Here is a 3,095-nt window from a genome sequence, read left to right as displayed (position 1 = left end):
ATTCTTAAGTTTTAAACCTTTTTTTCATGTTTATTTTCTTAAAATTTCTTTTTTTAAATTTTTTACATCTTATTTTAATTTATTCATTTTCAATTTTCTTTAATTTTTTTTTAAATTTATTTTAGGTAAACTAAAACTTTTTATATTAGTCTTATAAAATATATAAATAATTACAAATTTTTTTATTATAATTTTTTACTAAAAGGAGTATTATCATGCCAAAAAGAGAAATCAGTGAAAACATCGAAGAATATTTAGAAAGTCTATATAAATTTGGATGTGTTTCTGATCATGTTTCCACTACAACATTATCAAAAAATCTTGATGTAGCACCAGGTAGTGTTACTCAGATGCTTAAAAAATTAGAAAAATTAGGATATGTTAATTATATTCCTTATAAAGGTGCGACTTTAACTCCAAAAGGAAGTAAAATTGCCCAAAAAATTACAAGAAAACATAGAATTCTTGAATTATTTTTAAAAGATGTTTTAGGAATTAAATTTGAAAATTTACATGTTCAAGCTTGTGAAATGGAACATTCTCTTTCTGATGAAGCTGAAAGAGCTATGTGTATCATGTTAAAAGAGCCTGATTTATGTCCTGATGGTAATATAATACCTGCATGTGATTTTGATTTTGAAAATTGTGAAGAATGCCGTAATTATTCAAAAGATGTTGAAGAAATAGGTTTAAGAAGTTCAAATCTTTTATCAATTACTCAAGTTAGAGAAGGACATTGTGGTACTGTCTCATTTATCCGTGGTAATGTATTAGAACTTGCTAGTGTTTTAGAATTACATATTACTATGGGTTCTAAAATTAAAGTCATTACTAAAGATAGTTCAAAAGATTATTTAATCATCTCTGTAGATGATAAAGAAACACCAATTAAAAGAGATATTGCAAATAATATATTTTTAAAAGTACATTAATTATTTATCTCTTTTTTATTTTTAATTTTACTGTTTTTTAGTGTTTATTTTTTTAATATTTATCGTATTTTAGTTCTTTTTTCATTATTTTAGAGTTTATAGTATTTTAATTATCTTTTTTTTATTTTTTTAAAATTAGTTTTTTGTAGTATTTTTTAGTTCTTTTTTAAAATTAGATTTTTAAGTATTTAAAATGAGTTTAAAAATAGTAAAAATATTTACTTATAAAAATTATAAGTAAATTTTATTTTTTATGAATTTGCTTTCATTGTTGCTATTTCGTCGTCTCTTGTTTTTAAACGACTAGTAAATATAAATGCAATTATACCAAATACTGCAGCAGTGATTAATGCACAAGTATATCCAATTAATGTATATTATATGATGCAATTATTCCACCTATTAATGCACCACCAATTAATTGGCCTACTGAACCCATCATATTAATAATTGCTTGACCTACTCCTCTTTCACCATGTGATGTTTCACACATTATAAGGAATCTCATTGGTGCTCCAATTAATGTTACTAATCCAAGACCAATTAAAATATCTGCAATTAAGAAGATGTATAAATTAGTAGCAAAAAATCCAAGTATTACAAGACCAACACTTAATATAAATGTACCAACTATCATCATTATTTTATAACCTAATTTAAATAGGTATTTTCCAAGTATTGGTGCAGCTACTGCATTAGCACCTACAAGTGGAATTAACATTAAACTTGCAAGTTCATCATTATATCCTAATGAAATCATTGCAAGTGAAGGTACAAATATTGTTGCAGCATTTATTATTCCTTCACATATTACAAGGATAGATGCTGTTGAGATTTCTTTATTTTTAAATAGATATATTGGAACAATTGATTCTGTTGCTCTTTTTTCTATTTTAATAAATATTGGTAATAATATTATAAATAATACTAAATATGGTAATACTTTTATTGAAAATAAACTATTAACAAAGTTTGATGAATCTATTTGATTTAATCCATAAGCAAATAGAGTACTACATAAAATTAATAATATTATTCCACTCCAATCAATATCTAAATGATTTGATTGTTCAAATTGTGGTAGTAAGAAGTAAGATAAAATTAATAATATAATTGATATTGGTATATTTATTGCAAAACACCAATTCCATCCAAATGGTATTATTGCTGCCCCTACTAATGGTCCAGCTACTGTTGAAAGTCCAAATGTTGCTCCTATTATTCCAAGTGCAGTTCCTCTAGATTTTATTGGGAAATAATCTCCAATAAATGATCCTACTACTGGGAAAAGTCCTCCTGCACCAAATCCTTGTATTATTCTTCCTATAAATATTACTTCCATTGAAGGTGCAATTGAAATACTTGCTGAACCTAATCCAAATAATATTATCTCAATAATATATAATTTTCTTTGACCATAAAAATCTGAAAATTTAGCCATAATTGGGGATCCAATCATAAATGCAATAATATATATTGTATAGATCCAAGATGATTCTCTTGATGTTATGTGGAAAGTGTTTTGTATTGGTGAAAGCACTGGTCCAACAATACCCATATCAAGACATCCCATAAATATTCCAATAAGAAATAATGAAAGTATTCGATTTCTTTCTTTTTTATTTAAAGTTACTGTCATGAATTTATTTCCTTTTTATTTTGATATTTTATATAATTTATTAAATTAAACTTATATTTTTTTTAGTTTAATTACATGTAATTTATTAATTTAAATTATATTTTCAACTTTTTTTTAGTTTAATTTTATTTTTAAGCTATTTATTGATTTGAATTCAATTTATTTTTTAGTTTAGTTTTGTATTATTAAATTAAATTCTTATTTTATAAGTTATTTTAATTTATTTATTAAATTAAAATTCTATTAGATACTTCAATTTATATCTTAAATTAAAATATTATAATGTATTTTAATTAAAAATTATAATATTAACATTTAAAATATTATTCTTGTTTTTATTTATACATTTTTTATTTAATTGAATTTTAAAATATGTAAACTGATTAAAAAACTAAACTTTTATTTATATAATTAAATAAAAAATATAATATAATAATTGTTTTAAATATAATATTTGAATTTTATTTAAAATTTAATTTTTATATGTTTTTTAATAAATGTTTTAATTTAATTAGTTTATTTAC

At 22.2% G+C, this 3,095-nt stretch carries 2 protein-coding genes; one reads left to right on the top strand and one right to left on the bottom strand.

All coding sequences use genetic code 11. The features are described from left to right. The first annotated feature begins 215 nt into the window (after positions 1 to 215). On the top strand, positions 216 to 932 hold the full coding sequence (locus tag BGI41_RS07425; protein WP_088540054.1) for a metal-dependent transcriptional regulator: 717 nt from the start codon (positions 216 to 218) through the stop codon (positions 930 to 932). Between the two features lie 367 nt (positions 933 to 1,299). On the opposite strand, the gene BGI41_RS07420 is transcribed toward BGI41_RS07425, so the two are convergent. Further along, positions 1,300 to 2,571, bottom strand: coding sequence for an MFS transporter (locus BGI41_RS07420; protein WP_088540052.1), 1,272 nt, complete (start codon positions 2,569 to 2,571; stop codon positions 1,300 to 1,302). Positions 2,572 to 3,095 lie beyond the last annotated feature (524 nt).

The sequence above is a fragment of the Methanobrevibacter sp. 87.7 genome (assembly GCF_002208625.1).
Taxonomy (GTDB): domain Archaea; phylum Methanobacteriota; class Methanobacteria; order Methanobacteriales; family Methanobacteriaceae; genus Methanarmilla.
This window is presented reverse-complemented; position numbering and strand designations above follow the sequence as displayed.